Genomic DNA, 18468 nt, shown 5'->3' with positions numbered 1-18468 from the left:
CGCGGGCGTCTTGGCTAGGCAGGCCTGCCTACACCGCGAAGGGGGCGCCTGCTACCTTGGCCGCCGATTGTCGCGTACCCACCCGGGTCCCGGCGGCAATGCAGGAGACAGCATGTACGACGTGATCATCGTGGGCGGCGGATCGGCCGGCTGCGTGCTGGCCGGCCGGCTCAGCGAGGACCCGGCTCTGCGCGTGGCCCTCATCGAGGCCGGGCCGCCCGACCGCAGCGTGCTCATCCACTGCCCCGCCGGGCTGGCGGTGCTGGCCAAGAACGGGCAGGCCAACTGGTGCTACGAGACCGTGCCCCAGCCCGGCCTGAACGGGCGGCGCGGCTACCAGCCGCGCGGCAAGGTGCTGGGCGGCTCCAGTTCGGTGAATGCCATGATCTACGCGCGCGGCCACCCCAGCGACTACGACGCCTGGGCCGCCGCGGGCAACCCGGGCTGGGCCTGGTCCGACGTGCTGCCGATCTTCAAGCGCGCCGAGCACAACGAGCGCGGCGCCGACCCCTTCCACGGCACCGGCGGCCCGCTGAACGTGCGCGACCTCACCAGCCCCAACCCCTTCGTGCCGCACTTCATCGCGGCCGGGCGCGAGGCGGGCTACCCGATCAACGCCGACTTCAACGGCGCCGAACAGGAAGGCATCGGCCACTACCAGGTCACGCACCAGCACGGCGAGCGCTTCAGCGCGGCCAAGGCCTATCTCACGCCGCACCTGGGCCGGCCCAACCTCACGGTCATCACCGACGCGCTGGTCTGCCGCGTGGTGCTGGACGAGGAGGCCGGCCAGTCGCCGCGCGCCGTGGCCGTGGAGTACCGTGCCAGCGGCGGGCGCGGCCCCCTGCAGTTGGCGCGCTGCCGCGACGGTGGCGAGGTGGTGCTCAGCGCCGGCGCCTTCGGCTCGCCGCAGCTGCTCATGCTCTCGGGCATCGGGCCGGGCGATCACCTGCGCGAACGGGGCATCCGCGTGGCGCACCACCTGCCCGACGTGGGCGCCCACCTGCACGACCACGTGGACGTGGTGCAGGTGGTCAGCGCGCCGCGCGCGACCGAGCTGTTCGGCCTGTCGCTGCGGGGCGCGCTGGCGGCGCTGCGCGGCATCGTCGAGTGGCGGCGCACGCGCACCGGCTTGCTCACGACCAACTTCGCCGAGGCGGGCGGCTTCATCCGCAGCTCGCCCGACGAGGCCATTCCCGACCTGCAGCTGCACTTCGTCATCGGCAAGCTGGTGGACCATGGGCGCAAGACGGTGTTCGGTCACGGCTACTCGTGCCATGTGTGCCTGTTGCGCCCCAAGAGCCGGGGCACGCTGCGCCTGGCCAGCCGCGACCCGCAGGTGATGCCGCTGATCGACCCGGCCTTCCTGAGCGACCCGGACGACACCGCACGCCTGGTGCGCGGCTTCCAGCGCATGCGGCAACTGCTGAACCAGCCCGCGCTGGCTCGCTTCGGCGGTGTGGAGTCGCGGGCCTCGGCCGATGCACGGAGCGAGGCGCAGATCGAACAGTTCGTGCGCGGCCACGCCGACACCATTTACCACCCCGTGGGCACCTGTCGGATGGGGCCGATGGGTGGGTCGAGCGGGGGACCGGGCGAGGGCGCCGTGGTGGACCCGCAGCTGCGCGTGCACGGCGTGCGCGGCCTGCGCGTGGTCGACGCCTCGGTGATGCCGCGCATCGTCAGCGGCAACACCAATGCCCCCGTGATCATGATCGCCGAGAAGGCGGTGGATATGATCCGCGCCGCGCGCCGCGCCGCGGCCGAGTCAACAACGGAGACAGCCCATGATCCTGGAACACGCGGACATCCGCATCGACCCCTCAAAGGCCTCGGCGTTTGAGGAAGCCATCCTGCGCGGCGCGAGCACCGTCATCTCGACGGCCAAGGGCTTCCAGGGCTTCAAGGTCAACCGCAGCATCGAAAGCCCGGGCCGCTACCTGCTGATGATCTACTGGGACACGCTGGAGGACCACACCGTAGGCTTCCGCGGCTCGCCGGCCTTCGCCGAATGGCGCGCCATCGTCGGGCCGTTCTTCGCGCAGCCGCCGGTGGTGGAGCACCTGGAGCTGGTGGGCAAGAGTTGACCCCCCTGCGCCGCGCTGCGCGCGTCTCCCCCCAGGGGGCGATGCCGCGGCCCGGCAGAGCCGGTTCCGCGGCATCCTCGATCAAGTCACGCGCGCCGGTGCTTGCTTTCTCATGAGGGTGGACTTGCCGAACAGGCTTTCCACGAGATCCACCGCCAGTTCGGCCGTGCGGTTGCGCACGTCCAGCGCCGGGTTCAGCTCCATCACGTCGAGCGAGGCCAGCCGGCCGGTGTCCGCGATCATTTCCATGCACAGCTGCGCCTCGCGGTAGGTGGGGCCGCCGCGCACCGTGGTGCCCACGCCGGGCGCGATCTCCGGGTCCAGGAAATCGACGTCAAAACTCACGTGCAGGTGGGTGTCGCCGTCGACGCCGGCCAGCGCCAGCTCCATGGTGCGGCGCATGCCCATCTCGTCGATGGTGCGCATGTCGAACACCTCCAGCCCGTGCTCGTGCACCAGGCGTTTCTCGCCCGCGTCCACGCTGCGGATGCCGATCTGGCGGATGTCCTGCGGGCGGATCGCGGGCGTGTGGCCGCCGATGCCCGTGAGTTCGGGCGGGCCCAGGCCACACAGCAGGGCCACCGGCATGCCGTGCAGGTTGCCGCTGGGCGTGAGGCCGGCGGTGTTGAAGTCGGCGTGCGCGTCCAGCCACAGCACACGCAACTTTTTGTGTCTTTCGCGGCAATGCCGGGCCACCGCGCTGATAGAGCCCAGGCCCAGGCAGTGGTCGCCGCCCAGCACGATGGGCAGGTGGCCGGCGCGCAGCTCGTCCAGCACGGCGCCGTGCAGGCTCTGGTTCCAGGCCGCCACCTCCTCGATGTGACGGTAGCCGCCTTGTGGCGGACGCCAGGGGTTGGCCGGGCCGGACAGGTTGCCGCGGTCGTGCACCCTGAGGCCCTGGGCCTGCAGAACGGCCACGAGGCCGGCCACGCGCAGGGCCTCGGGGCCCATGGACGCGCCGCGCGCGCCAGCGCCGATGTCGGTGGGCGCGCCGATGAGCGTGATGGGGGCTTGCATGGCTCGGCATTCTCCGCGCGACTGTTACGAATCGCTACCCTGCGCGGGGCGCAGGGGGCCATCCGACACCGGATACTCCCCCGTCCCATCTCCTGCGCCGGGCCACCGCCCGGCCCCGCGCCCGTATGCTCCTTCGTCTCTTGTGCATTCCCGCGCTGCTCGCCGGCCTGGCCGCTTGCGGCGGTGGCGGTGGCTCCGATGGCCCCGGCCAGTCCCCGTCTTCTCCTCTGCCGCCCTCCAGCGTGACGCCTTTGCCCCCGGGCGCGGGCCCTGGCCTGGGCAATGCCTGCGCCAGCCCGGCCGGCCGCGTGCTTGAGGTGGGCCCTGGCAAAACCTATGCCTCGCCCGCCGCCGCCGCGGCCGCCGCCCAGTCGGGCGACACCATCCGCATCAGCGCGGGCGACTACCGCGGCTCGGCCGCCGTCGCGCAATGGACGGCCGGCAACCTGACCATCTGCGGCGCGGGCGGCCCCGCGCGCATGTACGCCGACGGCCAGAACGCGCGCGGCAAGGGCATCTGGGTCATCGGTGGCGCCAACGTCACGGTGGACGGCATTTCCTTCCACAACGCCACCGTGCCCGACCAGAACGGCGCCGGCATCCGCGCCGAGCACACCAGCGGCACCTTGCGCATCCTCAACAGCGGCTTCTACGACAACGAGAACGGCCTGCTGGCCAACCCGGGCAACGGCAGCATCGATATCAGCTACACCGAGTTCGCGGGCAACGGGCGCGGCGACGGCTACACGCACAACCTCTACGTCAACCAGATCGACCGCCTGGTGGTGCGCGCCAGCTTCTTCCGCCAGGCCCGCATCGGGCACAACCTGAAGAGCCGCGCGCGCGACAACCTGATCGAGAACAGCTACTTCATGGATGGCCCCAGCGGCACCGCCAGCTACCAGACCGACTTCCCGAACGGTGGCCAGGTCGTCCTGCGCGGCAACCTCATGCAGAAGGGCCCGAACGCCGACAACGCCTACCTCGTCGCCTATGGCTTCGAGGGCTACACCAACCCCTCGCGCTCGCTGCAGCTGGTGCACAACACCCTGGTGAGCACGCGATCGGGCGGCGGCTACCTGTACGTGGCCAGCGGCGCCAGCACCGTGAGCCTCACCGCCAACCTGTTCGCGGGCACGGGCAGCCCCACGCTGATCGCCGGCGGCTTCTCCAGCGGCAGCGTGGGCCAGAGCCAGAACGTCTTCGACACGGCGGCCAACATCCCCGGCGCCAGCAACGTGGGTGCGCCGAACTTCTGGCCCAACGCCACGCTGCAGGCCCGCATCGGCCTGTCGGGCGTGCCGGACGCGGCCTATGTGAACGACACGCCCAGCCCCTTCGTGCTGCGCGCCATCACCGGCGCAAGCCGGGTGGCCGGGGCCCTGCAGTCGGCGCCCTGATCAGCCCTTGCGCACCACGCGCAGCGCCGAGGGTCGCACCACCACCTGGACGGAGCGGGCCAAGCCCAGCCATTCGCCATCGGCGGCCAGCGGCAGGTCGCCCCGGGCCAGGATCAGCAGGGCCTCGAAGGCCTGGGTGTGGATGCGGGGGTGGCCCAGGTGGCGGCCGCGCAGCAGGCGCGGCAGCATGCGCAGCGCGCCGCCGCGTGTGAAAGGCCCGGCCAGCAACAGGTTGAGCAGGCCGTCGTGCGTGCGCGCGCCCGGCGTGGCGGGCATGCCGCCACCGAAGCTGGGCGTGTTCAGGCTGGCCGCGAACAGGGCGGGGCCGCTGTGCAGGTGCTCGCCGTCCACGGTGATGTCCAGCGCCCAGGTGCGCAGGGCCGCGAGCTCGCGCAGCGTGGCCCAGAGGTAACGCGGCAGGCCGCGCAGGTGGGGCGGGCCGTCGATGGCACGGCGCGCCACGGCGGCGTCGAAGCCCGCGCTCAGGCTGGAGATGAAAGGTGTCTCGTGCGGGCGGCCCTGGCCGTCGTGCCAGAGGGCCAGGCCGAGGTCCATGAAGCTGGGCGGGGCGTTGAGCGCGTGCGACAGCCAGGCCAGCGGCGCCTCCCGCCCCAGGCCGAGCGCGCGCGCCACGTCGTTGCCGCTGCCCAGGGGCACCAGGCCCAGCTCGTGGTCGCGCGCGATGAGCGCGGGCAGCCAGCGGTGCAGGGTGCCATCGCCGCCCACGGCCACCACGCGGCTGCCGGGGGGCAGGGCGTGCAGCACGGCGAGCGCCGCCTCGGCGCTGTCGGGCACGTGCAGGGCCACGTCGGCGGGCAGGGCGCGGCGCAGCCCGGGCAGCAGGGCCGAGGCCCGACCGGCGCGGGCGGCGGGGTTGAAGAGGACGGCGCGCACGGAGGCGGCGCCGTCACATGTTGCGCCGGTACTGGCCGCCCACCTCGAACAGCGCGTTGGTGATCTGACCCAGCGAACAGCAGCGCACCGCGTCCATCAGCACCTCGAACACGTTGCTGTTCTCGATCACGGCGCGCTTGAGGCGCGCCAGCATCGCGGGCGACTCGGCCGCGTGGCGCGCGTGGAAGTCCTGCAAGCGCTTGAGCTGGCTTTGCTTTTCGTCTTCGGTGGAGCGCGCCAGCTCCAGCGACTGCGGGATCGGGTCGCCGTGCGGGTTGCGGAAGGTGTTCACGCCGATGATGGGCAGCTCGCCGGTGTGCTTGAGCATCTCGTAGTGCATCGACTCGTCCTGGATGCGGCCGCGCTGGTAGCCGGTCTCCATGGCCCCGAGCACGCCGCCGCGCTCGGCGATGCGCTCGAACTCGGCCAGCACCGCCTCCTCCACCAGTTCGGTCAGCTCCTCGATGATGAAGCTGCCCTGGCTGGGGTTCTCGTTCTTGGCCAGACCCCACTCGCGGTTGATGATGAGCTGGATCGCCATGGCGCGGCGCACCGAGTCTTCGGTGGGCGTGGTGATGGCCTCGTCGAACGCGTTGGTGTGCAGGCTGTTGCAGTTGTCGTAGATGGCGATCAGCGCCTGCAGGGTGGTGCGGATGTCGTTGAACTGGATTTCCTGCGCGTGCAGGCTGCGCCCGCTGGTCTGGATGTGGTACTTGAGCTTCTGGCTGCGCTCGTTGGCGCCGTACTTGTCGCGCATGGCCACGGCCCAGATGCGCCTCGCCACGCGGCCCATCACGGTGTACTCGGGGTCCATGCCGTTGCTGAAGAAGAAGCTCAGGTTGGGCGCGAAGTCGTCGATGTGCATGCCGCGCGCGAGGTAGGCCTCCACGAAGGTGAAGCCGTTCGATAGCGTGAAGGCGAGCTGGCTGATCGGGTTGGCCCCGGCCTCGGCGATGTGGTAGCCGCTGATGGACACCGAGTAGAAGTTGCGCACGTCGTGGTGCACGAAGTAGCTGGCGATGTCGCCCATGACCTTGAGGCTGAACTCGGTGCTGAAGATGCAGGTGTTCTGGCCCTGGTCTTCCTTCAGGATGTCGGCCTGCACCGTGCCGCGCACATTGGCCAGCACCCATTCGCGGATCTTGGCGGCCTCGGTGGCGGTGGGCTCGCGGCCGTTGTCGGCCTGGAACTTCTCCAGGTTCTGGTCGATCGCCGTGTTCATGAACATGGCCAGGATGGTGGGGGCCGGGCCGTTGATGGTCATGGACACGGAGGTGGCCGGGTGGCAGAGGTCGAAGCCGCCGTAGAGCACCTTCATGTCGTCCAGCGTGGCGATGCTCACGCCCGAGTTGCCGACCTTGCCGTAGATGTCCGGGCGCGGGTCGGGGTCGTTGCCGTAGAGCGTGACCGAGTCGAAGGCGGTGGACAGGCGCTTGGCCGGCATGCCTTCGGACAGCAGCCGGAAGCGCCGGTTGGTGCGGAAGGGGTCGCCCTCGCCGGCGAACATGCGCGTGGGGTCCTCCCCTTCGCGCTTGAAGGCGAAGGTGCCGGCGGTGTAGGGGAAGCTGCCGGGCACGTTCTCCAGCATCAGCCACTTGAGCAGTTCGCCGTGGTCTTCGTAAGGCGGCAGCGCGACCTTGCGAATCACTGTGCCCGACAGGCTTTTGGTGGTGAGCGCCGTGCGGATCTCCTTGTCGCGGATCTTCACCACGTACTCGTCGCCCGCGTAGGCCTTCTGCATGTCGGGCCACTGCGCCAGCAGCTTGCGCGCGCCCGGGTCCTGGTCGAGTTCGCGCACCTGGGCCAGGTCGATCACCGCTTCGGCGGCGCGGGCGCGCTCGGGCTTGTCCTTGCGCAGCATGCCCGCCGTGGCCTGCAGCTGCTGGATCTCGCGTGCCAGGCGCGCCTGTTCGCGCACGGACTTCTTGTAGCCGCGCACGGTGTCGGCGATCTCGGCCAGGTAGCGCGTGCGCGCGGGCGGCACCACGGGGGTCTGGTTGGTGCTGTGGCGCACGTCCACCACGGGCAGGCTGCCCTCCTTCAGCGCCAGGCCCAGCCCGGCCAGGCGGGGCTTGAGCGCCTGGTACAGCGCGGTCACGCCGTCGTCGTTGAAGCGCGCGGCCATGGTGCCGAAGACGGGCATCTCGTCCGCTCGTTTGCCCCAGGCCTCCTTGTTGCGCTGCACCTGCTTGGCGACGTCGCGCAAGGCATCGGCCGCGCCCTTGCGGTCGAACTTGTTGATGGCCACGAACTCGGCGAAGTCCAGCATGTCGATCTTCTCGAGCTGGCTGGCGGCGCCGAACTCGGGCGTCATCACGTACAGCGGCACATCCACGTGCGGCACGATGGCCGCGTCGCCCTGGCCGATGCCTGAGGTCTCCACGATCACGAGGTCGAAGCCCGCGGCCTTGCAGGCGGCGATCACGTCGGGCAGGGCGGCGCTGATCTCGCTGCCGAAGTCGCGCGTGGCCAGGGAGCGCATGAAGACGCGTGGACCGTTCTGCCACGGCGCGATGGCGTTCATGCGGATGCGGTCGCCCAGCAGAGCGCCGCCGCTCTTGCGCCGCGAGGGGTCGATGCTGATGACGGCCGCGCGCGCGGCGTCGCCCTGGTCCAGGCGCAGGCGGCGGATGAGTTCGTCGGTGAGCGAGGACTTGCCCGCGCCGCCGGTGCCCGTGATGCCGAGCACCGGCGCCTTCACCTGCGCGGCGGCCTCGCGCACGGCCTGCACCAGCGCGGCATCGGCCTGGCCGTTCTCGATCACGGTGATGAGCTGGGCCAGCGCGCGCCAGTGCATCTCGCCATGGCCCTGGATGGCCTTCAAGGCTTTGGGCGCGTGCGATGAGAGGTCGTGGTCGCAGCGCATGACCATCTCGCCGATCATGCCCTGCAGGCCCATGCGCTGGCCGTCCTCGGGGCTGTAGATGCGCGCCACGCCGTAGGCCTGCAGTTCCTGGATTTCGCTCGGCACGATCACGCCGCCGCCACCGCCGAAGACCTGGATGTGCGCGCCGCCGCGCTGCTTGAGCAGGTCCACCATGTACTTGAAGTACTCGACGTGTCCGCCCTGGTAGCTGCTGATGGCGATGCCCTGCACGTCTTCCTGCAGCGCGGCGGTGACCACCTCGTCCACGCTGCGGTTGTGTCCGAGGTGGATCACCTCGGCGCCCATGCCCTGCAGGATGCGCCGCATGATGTTGATGGCCGCGTCGTGCCCGTCGAACAGGCTGGCCGCGGTGACGAAGCGCACCTTGTGCTTGGGGCGGTACTGGGTCAGGGCCTGGTAGTCGGCGCTCAGCTGGGTCATGGCTCGTCTCTCTGGGGTGGATTCATTCGACGCGCAGATTTTTCAGCGCGGGGTCGTCGGGCGGGAAGCGCAGCGCCAGTCGCTGCAGGGTGTCGCGCACGATGGTGGCGACCATCAGGTTGCGGTGGGTCTTGCTGTTGGCGGGCACCACGGTCCAGGGCGCCCAGGGCGTGCTGGTGACTTCCAGAAAGTCCTCGTAGGCCTTCTGGTACGCGCCCCACTGCTTGCGCACCTCGAGGTCGCCCAGGCTGAACTTCCAGTGCTTCTCGGGGTCGTCGATGCGGTCCTGCAGGCGCTGGCGCTGTTCGTCGAAGCCGATGTGCAGCATGAATTTCAGCACCACGGTGCCGGTCTCGGCCAGCAGGCGCTCGAAGTCGTTGATGTGCGCGTAGCGCTGCTGGGTCTGGGCCTTGTCGATCCAGCCATTGACCACGGGCACCAGCACGTCCTCGTAGTGGCTGCGGTTGAAGACCACGATCTCGCCGTTGCCGGGCATGGCTTGGTGGATGCGCCAGAGGTAGTCGTGCGCGCGCTCGGCCTCGCTGGGCGCCTTCCAGCCCACGGTGCGCACGCCCAGCGGGCTGGTGCGGCCGAACACGCCGCGCACGGTGCCGTCCTTGCCGGCGGTGTCGGTGCCCTGCAGCACCACCAGCAGCTTGTAGCGCGCGTCGGGGTGGAACACGTTCTGCAACTGGTCGATCTCGTCGGCCAGCCGTTCCACCGCGGCCTTGTCGGCGGCCTTGTCACCGCCCGAAAAGGGCTTCTCGGCGGGATCGAGCGACTTGAGCGAGACCTGGGGCCGCGCGGTCTCCGGGTCGATCTGCCAGCGGTGCCAGGCCGAGCCCTTGGGCGCGCGCAGCACCGACGCGGGGAAGGGCAGACGGAGGTCGCTGGGGCTGGGCATGGCGGGTCTTGGCGGGGGCGCGACGGGTATCCTAACCGGGCTTGGTCGAATTGACGTTAACGTAAACGTCAATGGTAGCGGCAAACCAGAAAAAAAGGGGCGCCGAAGCGCCCCTGTGCGGGATGAGCGGTGGTCAGTTGTAGAGCACCGAGGGCAGCCACAGGCCGATCCCGGGGAACAGATACAGCAGAACGATGGCGATGATCTGTATGCCCATGAAGGGAATCATGCCGGCGAAGATCTGATTCAGCGTCACGTGCTTCGGCGCGACGCCCTTCAGGTAGAACGCGCTCATGGCCACCGGTGGGCTCAGGAAGGCGGTCTGCAGGTTCAGCGCCACCAGAAGGCCGAAGAACAGCGGGTCGACACCGAAGTTGTCCAGCAGCGGGATGAAGATGGGCATGAAGATCACGATGATCTCGGTCCATTCGAGCGGCCAGCCCAGGATGAAGATGATCACCTGCGACAGGATCAGGAACTCTGTCTTGGACAGGTTCATGCCCAGCACCCATTGCTCGACCAGCTCCTGTCCGCCCAGCAGCGCGAAGGCGGCCGAGAAGATGGCCGAGCCCACGAACAGCCAGCACACCATCGCACTCGTCTTGGCCGTGAGGAAGACGCTTTCCTTGACCACGCTGAAAGTGAGCTGCCGATAGGCGGCCGCCAGGAGAACACCGCCGAAGGCGCCGACAGCGGCCGCTTCGGTGGGCGTCGCCAGGCCGAACACGATGGAGCCGAGAACGGCCAGGATGAGCACCATCAGCGGGAAGAAGCTGGCGAGCAGCATCTTGAAGATCTCGACCCTGGCGTAGCTGAACAGCGCGTAGAACACGGCGAGCGCGAGCGCTCCCACGGCCACGCCGATCCAGTAGCCACTGCCCGCGCCGCCCTGAGCGGCGTCGGCGCCCGAGGTGCCGTCAGCCGCGCCAGCCGGCGTCGCCGAAGGCTCGGCGAGGCCGCCGGTCGCGGGCTCGCCCAGCGCCTCGGGCTGGTCCGCGGAAGGCGGCTCGGCGAGTCCATCCCCGCCTTCGCTGCTGGGCGGCTCGCTCAGTCCGCCATCGGGCTCGGCCAGTCCCTGGTCGTCGGCGCCCGGTGGCTCGGCGAGGCCGCCGCCGCTGTCCGGCGCACCGCCGCCCAGGCCCAGGGGCACCAGACCGGCCGGCACATCGGCCGCCAGCGGCTTGGCGCTGGGGTAGCTGAGCACCGCCACGGCCACGAACAGGACCGCTGGCAACAGCACCACGCCGAGTTGGCGCAGCAGGTAGCCGGTGGACACGCCCTGGTTGTTGCGGCCCTTGAGCGCCGACAGCAGGCCGAGCAGGGCCGACTTGCCGGCGGTGGCGCCCACCCTCAGCAGAGGTTCGGGCAGCGGCACGCGCCGCTGCTCGGCCGTCAGGGGCGGTGCCCAGGTCGGCTTGAGCTTGGCCATGACGATCACGTACACGATGTACAGGCCCGCCAGCATGAGTCCGGGGAAGAACGCGCCAGCGTACAGCTTGACCACGGAGACACCGGCGGTGGCGCCGTAGACGATGAGCAGCACCGACGGCGGGATCAGGATACCCAGGCAGCCGCCTGCGGTGATGGCGCCCGCCGCCAATCGCGTGTCGTAGCCGCCCTTGAGCATCTGCGGCAGTGCCAGCAGGCCCATGAGCGTGACCACCGCCCCGACGATGCCGGTGGCCGTGGCGAACACCGCGCAGGTGACCAGCGTGGCCACGGCCAGGGAGCCCGGCACGCGCGCCAGCGACAGGTGCAGGCTGCGAAACAGCTTCTCGATCAGGTTCGCCCGCTCGACCAGGTAGCCCATGAACACGAACAGGGGGATGGCGATCAGCACGTCGCTGGCCATCACCGAGAAAGCGCGCTGCACCATCAGATCCAGCGTCTGCGTGATCGCGCCGGCCGCGGTCTGGTTGCCCGAGTGGTAGGCAAAGAAGGTGAAGATCATGCCCATGCCCATGAGCGTGAAGGCGGTGGGAAAGCCCAGCATGATGGCCACCACCACCAGCGAGAGCATGAGCAGGCCGTAGTGGCCGTTGGTCATGGTGTCGACGCTGAACACCATGGCCAGCACGCCGGCCACGATGATGCCCATCAGCGTGAAGCCGAACCAGAGTTCCTTGCGGATCGCCATCACTGACCACCTTTCTTGGTGACCAGCGTCTGGTCCAGGGCTTCGATGTCGGCGTCTTTCACGTGCACCATTTCCTTGAGCTTGTCGACGTCGACCTCTTCGACGTCCTCTTCCTTGCTGGGCCAGGCGCCGGTGCGAAGGCAGATCACGCAACGGATGATCTCGGCGATGCCCTGCAGCAGCAGGAAGGCGCCGGCGATGGGCACGAAGAACTTGAAGGGGTAGACCGGGAGCGGGTCGGCGTTGAAGGTCTGCTCGCGGATCGCGAGCGATTCGTTGGCGAAGGTCCAGCCCGCCCAGGTGAGTGCGATGACGCCCGGCAGAAAGAACAGGATGTACAGCGCGAGGTCGATCGAGGCCTGCGTGCGCGGGCGGAAGAAGCCATAGAGCACGTCGCCGCGCACGTGGCCGTTCTTGGCCAGGGTGTAGGCGCCGGCGGTCATGAAGAGCACGCCGTACAGCATGATCTGGGCGTCGAGCACCCAGGCGTGCGGGGTGTTGAGCACGTAGCGGGAGAAGACCTCCCAGGTGATCAGCGCCGTCAGGAGCACCACCGTCCAGGCGCAGGCCTTGCCGAACCAGGTCGATATGGCGTCGACCGTGAGAAGTAGTTTTTGCATGGGGTTCCCCGGAAACAGAAAGGGCGCCCAAGGGGGCGCCCTTTCCTGGGCTGGCTGTCGGTGATCAGCTCTTCTTGGCGCCGCGGCCGAAGTAGTGGTTGTAGGCCATCTTGAAATCGACCGTGTAATCGTTCTGCCACTGGCCCGCGCGGGCGGCAAAGGCCTTCTGCGAGTCGAGCACCTTCTTGAACAGCGGGTTCTCGCCGGACTTCTTGGCGATGGTCGCGTCCCAGGCCGCGAGCTGCGCGCGCAGCACCGGGTCGGGCGTCTTGAAGAATTTGACACCGGCTTTCTTGAGTTCGATGTAGTCCTCGCTGTTGCGGTGGATGGCCTTCCAGCTCATGTCGGCACTGGCGGCCTGCACCGCGTAGTCGATGATGGCCTTGAGTTCGCCGTTGAGGGCCTTGTACTTGGCGCCGTTGAACAGGATCTCGAACTGCTCGCCGCTCTGGTGGAAGCTCTGCAGCATGCAGTTCTTGGCCACGTCGGCGAAACCCAGCACGCGATCGGACGAGGCGTTGTTGAACTCGGCCGCGTCGATCAGGCCGCGGTCCAGGGCGGGAACGATCTCACCGCCGGGCAGCGGGTTAACCGCGGTGCCCATGGCGGTGAACACGTCCACGGCCAGGCCCACGGTGCGGAACTTCAGGCCTTTCATGTCCTCGACCTTGGCCACCGGCTTCTTGAACCAGCCCAGGGGCTGGCAGGGCATGGGGCCATAGAGGAAGGACGCGACGTCCATGTTCAGGGACTTGTAGATCTCGTCCACCAGGTCCTTGCCGCCGCCGTAGTAGTGCCAGGCCAGCACCATGTTCGGGTCCATGCCGAAGGCGGGGCCGGAACCCCAGAGGGCCAGGGCCGAGTTCTTGCCGTAGTGGTAGGCGATCACGCCGTGGCCGCCGTCCAGCGTGCCCTTGGACACCGCTTCCAGCAGTTGGAAGGCCGGCACCACCGCGCCAGCGGGCAGCACCTCGATCTTGAGGCGGTTGCCCGCCATGTCGTTGACTTTCTTGGCGAAGTCGTTGGCGTACTCGTGGAAGATGTCCTTGGCGGGCCAAGTGGACTGGAAGCGAAGCGTGGTGGTTTGCGCGGTGGCCACCATGGGCACGGCCATGGCGCCGGTGGCGACGGCGGCACCCTTGAGCACGCCGCGACGGGACGTGACGGTTTTCTTCTCGGACATCGGTTTGTCTCCAGTGAGGGTCAGGTGGAGCGGGCATCATCCTTCCGGGTGCATGCTTACCAAGACAGGGTTTTCACGGAGCGTGTGGCACGGTGTCAGCCTCTTGTCCGCCTTCTGCCAGCGAAGGGGACGGCGGTCAGTGAACCGCGTGAATTTTTTTGAAGCGGGCGATGAAATTCTTCAAAATTTCATAATGTGAATTGTGGCGCTGCGTGTGTCTCAGGGCGGGTGTCGGCCCGCCGGCGCCAATGGCACCGATCTGGTGCTGCTGCAGTGCAGCCGAAAAGGCGTGGGAGTGGCGGGCTGGACGCGTAACCGAATGCGAAACCCAGCCACAACATGTTGCGAAAAAGAAGCGCCTGCCCGACCACTGGTCGGTTTTCCAAACTCAAAGTTGAGACGAAAGCGTCAAGCCCCCTGTCAATCCTGACAGGGTTTGTGCGATCCGTCACACATTTCTTTTTTCAATGGAGTCCTGGGTCTTTAAAGGGAACTCCATGACAACGTTGGGAATACTCGAACTCGCGGCGCCGAAAGATCCGCCGCTCAACCCCGCTTTGCGCGCGCGTCTGGAGCGGGACTTTCTGCCCCGCTGGGAGGGGGACTGGGGCGGCAAATTCGTGTTGCACGGCAGCCAGCCCGGTCCCAACGCGGTGCGCCTGGACGGCAACGACTACCTGAGCGTGACCGGCCACCCGGACATCGTTTCGGCACAGGTCGCGGCCCTCACCCGCAACTCGGAATTCGTGGTGCAGTCGGGCGTGTTTCTGCTGGCGCAGCACCCCTCGCGGGCCCTGGAACTGGAGATGGCGAACTGGGTGGGCAAGGAGGACGGCCTGATTTGCCAATCGGGCTACTCGGCCAACGTGGGCCTTCTGCAGGCCATCGCCAACGCCGACACGCCGGTCTACATCGACACCATGGCCCATACCTCGCTGTGGGAAGGCGCCCATGCGGCGCGGGCACCCGCTTCTCCGTTTCGCCACAACGATCCGGACCACCTGGACCGGGTGTTGACCAAGAAGGGCCCGGGCGTGGTGGTGGTGGACTCGGTCTACAGCACGACCGGCGCCGTCTGCCCGCTGCGCGAGATGGTCGAGGTGGTGGAGAAGCACGGTGCCATGATCCTGGTCGACGAATCGCATTCGCTGGGCACCCATGGCCCGCGCGGCGCCGGTCTGTGCGCCGAACTGGGCCTGACCGACCGGGTGCACTTCATCACCGCCAGCCTGGCCAAGGCGATGGCCGGGCGCGCTGGCTTTTTCACCATGCCGGCCAGCATGCGCTACTACGTGCTGAGCTCCAGTTTCCCGAACATCTTCAGCTCCTGCCTGCTGCCGCACGAGGTGGCCGGCCTGCGCGCTACCGTGGGCGTGCTGCAGCGCGCCGACGCGGCACGCGAGCGGCTCATGGCCATCACCCGGCGCCTGCGCGCCAGCATCAGCGACATGGGCTACCCCATCCACCAGGGCAGCGAGCAGATCATTGCGCTGGAGGCCGGCACCGAGTCCGGGACCATGCGCCTGCGCGATGAGCTGGAAGCCCGCGGCCTGTTCGGCGCCATCTTCTGTGCTCCCGCCACCAGCCGCAACCGCGCCATGGTGCGACTGACGCTGAATGCCGCGCTCACCGAGGCCGAGATCGGGCACATCGAGGCGGTGCTGCGCGAGGTGGCGCCCATCGTGCAGCCCTGGGAGTGGCCGATCGCCCGCCGCGCGCGGGCGGGCGCGGTCGACTGAGGGGCACGGGCGGACTCGCGCCGCCTGGCGCCTCAGTGGTCCTGCACCATGCGGTGGTTCTCGGACTGCAGGAAGTTGCGGTACGGGTAAATGGGCTGGGGCAATTCGGTCCCTTCGAGCTGGAAGGGCGCGGCCATGAGCAGGCCGTCCTCGCCGATGGCGATGGCCGGCGCTGTGCGCACCCGCCCGGGCAGGGCGAGCTGCTGGTGCAGTTCCACCGCCGCCAGCCGCTGGCCGGCGCGGATGGCCTGCACCACCTCCATGCCCAAGGCGGCCGAGGCGGCGAGATCGGCCAGGTCGGGCAGGCTGGAGGTGGGTTCGAGCTGCAGCCAGTGCACCTGGCCGGCCATGTCCAGGCCGATCAGGCCGAAGGGCTCGCCGATCACCACGTACTCCACCCAGTGGTGGTGGGTGTAGTCGCGCAGCCACTGCGCCACCGAAGGGATTTGCAGCAGCGACAGCTGATTGGGCCGCAGCACGCCGCGCCACAGGGTGTTCAGCCGCGGGTGGGGCGCCTGGGCCAGGCGGCGCAGCACGCCCAGCAGGTGGCGGGTGATGTCGGTGGCCTGTTTCGGCACGAACTGGTCGATCAGGCCATTGTTGAAGGCCTGGATGGCGATCTGCTCGTCGGCCTGGCCGGTCAGCAGCACGCGCGCGCCCGGCCAGTCGAGCAGGGTGTTGAGCACCGTCAGGCCGTCGGTGCCGGGCATGGCGTAGTCGACCACACAGACCTGGGCCAGGTGGTAGCGCTCGGGGCGGCTGGCCCAATAGCGCAGGACCTGGGGAATGAGGGGCTGTCCCTGGCGCCAGCGGTCGATCATCTGCAATTGCAGGGCGGCGTCGGCCTCCCAGTGCGCGGGCTCGGCCTGCATGCGGGCCAGGAACCCGGAGGGCCGGGAGTAGAGCTCCACCTGGGTCTGGGCGGGCACCACCATGCCGAGCATTTCGAGGTAGTCCGGGTCGTCGTCCAGGAAGAGGACGCCGCCTGGGCGCTGGAAGAGGGAGAGGGTCAGAGCCATTGGGATTGGGCGGTGGCGGCGGGCCGAACGGGCGCCGTGGCGGTCAGGGGCAGGTCGATCATGAAGACGGCGCCCAGTCCGGGTTCGGAGTGCACGCTGAGGCGGCCGCGCGCGGCCTCGACCACGTTCTTGCAGAAGGTGAGGCCCAGTCCGTTGCCTGCGCCGGCCTGCGAGGAATAAAAAGGTTCGAAGATGCGATTCTGCAACTCGTGCGAAATGCCGACGCCGTCGTCCGAGACGGCGATGCGGCCCTTGCCGTGGTGGATGCCCACGTTGACCCGCAAATCGCCCGGTTGCGGCGCGTGGCTGGCGGCCGCCAAGGCGTGCAGGGCGTTCTTCAGCAGGTTGATCACCACCTGGGCGAACAGCGAGCGCGAACCGAGGAAGCAGAAGTCCTGCTGCACCTGCACGCGCACGCAGTCGCGCTCGCGCGAGCTGCGGTAGGGGTAGTTGGCCACCACCTCCTGCACCAGCTCGGCCGCCTGGATGGTGCTTTGTTCGCGGGGCAGGCGCAGCAGCTGGGCGTTGGAGATCTGGGTGTCGATCTGGCGGTTCATGCTGCGCACCAGGTTTTGCAGCCGCGTGGCCAGTTCCTCGAACTTCTTGCGCTTGGCGTCGCTCACGTCGTGCTGCGAGAGGTTGCGCAGCACGTCGCCCATCAGGTTCACGGTGGCCAGGGGGGTGCGCAGTTCATGCGCCATCACGCCCATGGTGGAGAGGGTATTGAGCAGCCGGGCGCGGCGCAGGTTGGCGCTGGAGATGCCCAGCATCAGGCCCATGGTCCAGGCGAAGGCGATCACGACCACGTTGGCCAGGGGCTGCTCCGGACCCACGGGGCTGGCGCCCATGAGGTGCGCCGAGTACAGCCCCGCCGCACCGCCGGTGAGCAGGCCCAGCGTGGCCAGGCGCCAGTCGGTGGCGTGGTAATAGATGAGGACCATGGCCGCAACGCTGCCCAGCCAGGCGGGGTTGCCGCCGTTCATGGCGTACATCCAGGTGAAGAACCACGGCAGCTGGATCCAGGTGGCCAGGCTGAACAGGCGCCCGCTGGCGGCCGAGGTCGGGTCGCGGCGCAGGCTGGGCATGAGGTAGATGAGCGCCGTGAACGCCATCAGGAGCCGGGCCAGCGGGTTCTCGTAGGGCTGGGGCACGGCGTGCGCCCAGATCCAGTAGATCAGCAGGTGCCCGCTGAACGTGAAGAAGCCGATCCACACCAGCCGGCGCGGCGATGGGTGCAAAATGGGCTCCAGCGGCGTGTGCACGACTTCGTCGAGCAACCACTGCCGCCACCTTGCCCACCCGCTTTTCCACTGCAACCGGTTCAGCCGCAATATGGTCTCCTGTCCTGACTGGCCTCTCGCGGGCGTCGCCTCCGACGCCCGGGTTGCGCGCATTCTGCAACCTCGCGAGGCCTCGCGCCCATGACACTCCCTGTCAACTTTGACAGTGTGGGCGTCGACAGCATCCTGGCCGACTGGCTGATGGCGCTGCGCGAACAGGGGGTGGAGGTGGTGCTGGTGCTGGGCCCGGACCCCCTGGGCCCACGCGAGCGCCGCGAGTTGCTGGCCGTGCATCCCCCCCGCATGCTCGCACCCGCCGAGGCCTTGGCGGCCAGCGTGGATTTTGGCGCGAGCTGGCGTGAAAGCGACGCACCCCTGGTGGCGTGGCAGGATATTTCCAAGTCGGCCGCCGAGCATTCCAGCCGCTGGCGGCGCCTGTTTCTGGCCCACGGCCAGCAGAGCCTGGTGCGGGTGGCCTTCCCCTTGCCGGCCGGCCGGGCCTTCGAGTGTTTCATGTTCAGCCCGCGTGCCTACGACAGCCGCCTGGAGGCCGCCACGCTGGCCTGGTCGGTCTTCAATGTCTGGCCCATGCTCAAGCGCGCCCTGGCCGAGCAGCGCGTGAGCCTGAGCCCGCGCGAGCTGGAAAGCCTCAACCTGGCCTTCGAGGGCCTGACCGCGCGCGAAACCGCGTTGCGCATGGACTGCTCGGAGCGCACCGTGAACTACCACCTGGCCAACGCCATGGCCAAGCTGCAGACCGACAACAAGCTCGGCGCCGTGCAGCGGGCCTGCTGGCTCGGCCTGATTTGACCCCCACCACCCTATCCAGGGGGAGCCCGGTCGGACCGGTTCCCGCGCGCCACAGGCCCATCCCCGCCGGG

Annotated in this window: 14 protein-coding genes; 5 read left to right on the top strand and 9 right to left on the bottom strand. The window is 68.8% G+C overall.

The genetic code is table 11. The features are described 5' to 3' along the window. The first annotated feature begins 112 nt into the window (after positions 1-112). Positions 113-1843: a GMC family oxidoreductase N-terminal domain-containing protein gene (locus JNX00_RS18130; protein WP_239478175.1), complete on the top strand. Its 1731-nt coding sequence runs from the start codon at positions 113-115 to the stop codon at positions 1841-1843. After that, positions 1788-2087 carry an antibiotic biosynthesis monooxygenase family protein gene (locus JNX00_RS18125; protein WP_070397117.1) on the top strand — a complete coding sequence of 100 codons (300 nt, stop codon included), beginning with the start codon at positions 1788-1790 and terminating at the stop codon, positions 2085-2087. The genes JNX00_RS18130 and JNX00_RS18125 overlap by 56 nt, the downstream gene beginning before the upstream one ends. An 81-nt stretch (positions 2088-2168) precedes the next feature. Here the strand turns inward: JNX00_RS18125 and rocF are convergent, their stop codons facing one another. Then, positions 2169-3104 (bottom strand): arginase, encoded by a 936-nt coding sequence (gene rocF, locus JNX00_RS18120; RefSeq protein ID WP_204743084.1) that lies wholly within the window; start codon positions 3102-3104, stop codon positions 2169-2171. 125 nt (positions 3105-3229) lie between these two features. On the opposite strand from rocF, the gene JNX00_RS18115 reads away from it, so the two are divergent. After that, a complete protein-coding gene (locus JNX00_RS18115; protein ID WP_139146898.1) occupies positions 3230-4504 on the top strand; it encodes a right-handed parallel beta-helix repeat-containing protein in 1275 nt (424 codons plus the stop codon). Here JNX00_RS18115 and JNX00_RS18110 read toward each other — a convergent pair whose 3' ends face one another. From JNX00_RS18110 to JNX00_RS18085, 6 genes are all read right to left on the bottom strand, one after another. Then, complete coding sequence (locus JNX00_RS18110) at positions 4505-5398, bottom strand: diacylglycerol kinase family protein (protein WP_204743083.1); 894 nt, start codon at positions 5396-5398, stop codon at positions 4505-4507. Positions 5399-5411: 13 nt separating this feature from the next. After that, on the bottom strand, positions 5412-8705 hold the full coding sequence (icmF, locus tag JNX00_RS18105) for a fused isobutyryl-CoA mutase/GTPase IcmF (protein ID WP_204743082.1): 3294 nt from the start codon (positions 8703-8705) through the stop codon (positions 5412-5414). A gap of 22 nt (positions 8706-8727) precedes the next feature. Further along, positions 8728-9609 (bottom strand): PPK2 family polyphosphate kinase, encoded by an 882-nt coding sequence (locus JNX00_RS18100; RefSeq protein WP_204743081.1) that lies wholly within the window; start codon positions 9607-9609, stop codon positions 8728-8730. A gap of 133 nt (positions 9610-9742) precedes the next feature. Beyond that, positions 9743-11746 (bottom strand): TRAP transporter large permease subunit, encoded by a 2004-nt coding sequence (locus JNX00_RS18095; RefSeq protein ID WP_204743080.1) that lies wholly within the window; start codon positions 11744-11746, stop codon positions 9743-9745. Then, entirely contained in the window at positions 11746-12366 is a 621-nt protein-coding gene (locus JNX00_RS18090) for a TRAP transporter small permease subunit (RefSeq protein WP_204743079.1), read from the bottom strand. The genes JNX00_RS18095 and JNX00_RS18090 overlap by 1 nt, the downstream gene beginning before the upstream one ends. A gap of 64 nt (positions 12367-12430) precedes the next feature. Further along, complete coding sequence (locus tag JNX00_RS18085; RefSeq protein ID WP_070397125.1) at positions 12431-13549, bottom strand: TRAP transporter substrate-binding protein; 1119 nt, start codon at positions 13547-13549, stop codon at positions 12431-12433. A 497-nt stretch (positions 13550-14046) separates the two neighbouring features. On the opposite strand from JNX00_RS18085, the gene cqsA reads away from it, so the two are divergent. After that, positions 14047-15288, top strand: a complete 1242-nt coding sequence (cqsA, locus tag JNX00_RS18080; protein ID WP_204743078.1) for an alpha-hydroxyketone-type quorum-sensing autoinducer synthase — start codon at positions 14047-14049, stop codon at positions 15286-15288. 32 nt (positions 15289-15320) lie between these two features. Here the strand turns inward: cqsA and JNX00_RS18075 are convergent, their stop codons facing one another. Continuing rightward, a complete protein-coding gene (locus JNX00_RS18075; protein ID WP_083292756.1) occupies positions 15321-16307 on the bottom strand; it encodes a response regulator in 987 nt (328 codons plus the stop codon). Further along, positions 16298-17584, bottom strand: coding sequence for a HAMP domain-containing sensor histidine kinase (locus JNX00_RS18070; protein WP_239478174.1), 1287 nt, complete (start codon positions 17582-17584; stop codon positions 16298-16300). The genes JNX00_RS18075 and JNX00_RS18070 overlap by 10 nt, the downstream gene beginning before the upstream one ends. 144 nt (positions 17585-17728) lie before the next feature. Here JNX00_RS18070 and JNX00_RS18065 point away from each other — a divergent pair, with 144 nt between their 5' ends. Next, complete coding sequence (locus JNX00_RS18065; RefSeq protein WP_070397128.1) at positions 17729-18397, top strand: helix-turn-helix transcriptional regulator; 669 nt, start codon at positions 17729-17731, stop codon at positions 18395-18397. The last annotated feature ends 71 nt before the right edge of the window (positions 18398-18468 follow it).

It is taken from the genome of Hydrogenophaga sp. YM1 (genome assembly GCF_016903055.1).
Lineage (GTDB): Bacteria > Pseudomonadota > Gammaproteobacteria > Burkholderiales > Burkholderiaceae_C > Hydrogenophaga > Hydrogenophaga borbori.
This window is presented reverse-complemented; position numbering and strand designations above follow the sequence as displayed.

Excerpts from the sequence above, each read along its gene's own strand:
- JNX00_RS18100 (WP_204743081.1), bottom strand. The coding sequence starts at position 9,609 with ATGCCCAGCCCCAGCGACCTCCGTCTGCCCTTCCCCGCGTCGGTGCTG.
- rocF (WP_204743084.1), bottom strand. The coding sequence starts at position 3,104 with ATGCAAGCCCCCATCACGCTCATCGGCGCGCCCACCGACATCGGCGCT.
- JNX00_RS18090 (WP_204743079.1), bottom strand. The coding sequence starts at position 12,366 with ATGCAAAAACTACTTCTCACGGTCGACGCCATATCGACCTGGTTCGGC.
- JNX00_RS18125 (WP_070397117.1), top strand. The coding sequence starts at position 1,788 with ATGATCCTGGAACACGCGGACATCCGCATCGACCCCTCAAAGGCCTCG.
- JNX00_RS18075 (WP_083292756.1), bottom strand. The coding sequence starts at position 16,307 with ATGGCTCTGACCCTCTCCCTCTTCCAGCGCCCAGGCGGCGTCCTCTTC.
- JNX00_RS18065 (WP_070397128.1), top strand. The coding sequence starts at position 17,729 with ATGACACTCCCTGTCAACTTTGACAGTGTGGGCGTCGACAGCATCCTG.
- JNX00_RS18115 (WP_139146898.1), top strand. The coding sequence starts at position 3,230 with ATGCTCCTTCGTCTCTTGTGCATTCCCGCGCTGCTCGCCGGCCTGGCC.
- JNX00_RS18130 (WP_239478175.1), top strand. The coding sequence starts at position 113 with ATGTACGACGTGATCATCGTGGGCGGCGGATCGGCCGGCTGCGTGCTG.
- JNX00_RS18085 (WP_070397125.1), bottom strand. The coding sequence starts at position 13,549 with ATGTCCGAGAAGAAAACCGTCACGTCCCGTCGCGGCGTGCTCAAGGGT.
- cqsA (WP_204743078.1), top strand. The coding sequence starts at position 14,047 with ATGACAACGTTGGGAATACTCGAACTCGCGGCGCCGAAAGATCCGCCG.
- icmF (WP_204743082.1), bottom strand. The coding sequence starts at position 8,705 with ATGACCCAGCTGAGCGCCGACTACCAGGCCCTGACCCAGTACCGCCCC.
- JNX00_RS18095 (WP_204743080.1), bottom strand. The coding sequence starts at position 11,746 with ATGGCGATCCGCAAGGAACTCTGGTTCGGCTTCACGCTGATGGGCATC.